This is a genomic window from Streptomyces sp. DH37 (assembly GCF_029813835.1).
Taxonomy (GTDB): Bacteria; Actinomycetota; Actinomycetes; order Streptomycetales; family Streptomycetaceae; genus Streptomyces.
On sequence record NZ_JARVKV010000198.1, the window covers coordinates 1 to 439 of the forward strand.

A 439-nucleotide genomic window follows, 5' to 3' on the forward strand; every position below is an offset into this window, starting at 1 on the left:
GCGAGGTCCGTGCGCGAGGCCGCGCACTCGATCGCCAGCGCCCCCTGGCCGGGAGCGGGCAGCACCGCGTCGGTGTCGAGGAGCTCGGTGGCCTCGTCGATCCGGCCGATGCGCGTCAGGCCGGCGGCGGCGAGGACGACCGCGTCCAGCTCGCCGGAGCGCACGTACCCGATCCGGGTGTCGACGTTGCCCCGGATCGGCACGGTCTCGATGTCCCGGCCCAGCGACCGGGCCCAGGCGTGGAGCTGCGCGGCGCGGCGCGGCGAGCCGGTGCCGACCCGCGCGCCGTCGGGCAGCCGCTCGAAGGTGAGGCCGTCGCGGGCGACCAGCGCGTCGCGGGGGTCCACGCGGACGGGCACGGCGGCCAGCGCCAGCCGCGGGGGCTGGGCGGTGGGGAGGTCCTTGAGGGAGTGAACGGCGAAGTCGATCTCGCCGCCGA

General features: G+C 77.9%; 1 protein-coding gene. It reads right to left on the reverse strand.

The genetic code is table 11. The features are described from left to right. On the reverse strand, nt 1–439 hold a 439-nt coding region (gene hemC, locus QC029_RS30650), incomplete at both ends, for a hydroxymethylbilane synthase (RefSeq protein WP_279559104.1).